Annotated in this window: 1 protein-coding gene; it reads left to right on the forward strand. The window is 62.0% G+C overall.

All coding sequences use genetic code 11. The annotated features are described in order from the left end of the window. The first annotated feature begins 219 nt into the window (after positions 1-219). A complete protein-coding gene (locus NKH33_RS33095; RefSeq protein ID WP_352923734.1) occupies positions 220-1,170 on the forward strand; it encodes an IS110 family transposase in 951 nt (316 codons plus the stop codon). The last annotated feature ends 17 nt before the right edge of the window (positions 1,171-1,187 follow it).

Consider the following 1,187-nt stretch of genomic DNA (forward strand, 5'->3'; position numbering starts at 1 on the left):
TTCCTGGAATTGCTTGTCTTATGACTTTCGCTGCCGAATGGGTCAGAAAGGAACGCTGAGAGAGGGTAGCCGCCCTCCCTCAGCGGCGAGGGTCGGATCGGTGGAATTGCTGACCGTTTGACGGGTCGAGCTAGAGTCGGATCGCCCTCGTCTTTCCCTTGAGGCCTGAACGGATACCCGGAGTTCGGCTCCGAACGACAAGCACAGGACAAGTGAAAGATGACCAACGATACCATCGGGATCGACATTTCGAAAGACCATCTCGACGCCCACAGGCTGAGCGACGGCGCGAGCCGGCGTTTTGCCAACGACAGCCGCGGCCACAAGGCGTTCATGAGCTGGTTGAGCCCGAGCCGGTTGGACCCGCCCGGCGTACGCATCGTCTATGAGCCGACAGGTCCATATCACCGGGCCTTTGAGCGGAAGCTGGCGGCGGCTGGCCTTGCGCTGGTCAAGGTCAACCCACGCCAAGCCCGGCGCTTCGCAGAGGCCACCGGCAGGATCGCCAAGACCGACCGGCTGGACGCCGCCATGCTGGCGCGCATGGGCGCTCTTCTCGACCTCGAAGCACGACCGGTGCGCAGCCCGATCCTCAATGACCTCAAGGACCTGCACATGGCGCGCGAGGCGCTGGTGAAGAACCGGACGGCGGCGAGGAACAGGGCCAAGGCGCTAACCCTTCCCATCCTCAAGCGCCACAATGCCCAGCAGCTCAGGCAGATCGAACGTCAAATGGCTGCTGTCGAAAAGGAGATCACGGCGCTCATCCAGTCCGATCCCGATCTCTCCCGTCGCTTCGCTATCCTCGTCTCGATCCCGGGCGTCTCGGCAATCACCGCCTTCGCGCTTCTCATCGAAATGCCCGAACTCGGCACGCTCGGTCAGGGTCAGGCTGCTTCCCTCGCAGGCCTCGCTCCCGTCGCACGACAGTCCGGCAACTGGATCGGCCGCGCCTTCATCCGCGGCGGGCGAGCCAATGTCCGACAGGCACTCTACATGCCCGCCCTCGTCGCCATGCGCTTCAATCCCGATCTAAAGGCAAAATACCACCAGCTCACGGCCGATGGCAAAGCCTCAAAACTCGCCATCACAGCCATCATGCGAAAGCTCATCATCCTCGCAAACGCACTACTCAGGGACAATCGGACCTGGACACCATCTGTCCCTTGACCAACACGGATACTCTA

It is taken from the genome of Mesorhizobium sp. M1182 (assembly GCF_040318335.1).
Lineage (GTDB): Bacteria > Pseudomonadota > Alphaproteobacteria > Rhizobiales > Rhizobiaceae > Mesorhizobium.

Excerpts from the sequence above, each read along its gene's own strand:
- NKH33_RS33095 (WP_352923734.1), top strand. The coding sequence starts at position 220 with ATGACCAACGATACCATCGGGATCGACATTTCGAAAGACCATCTCGAC.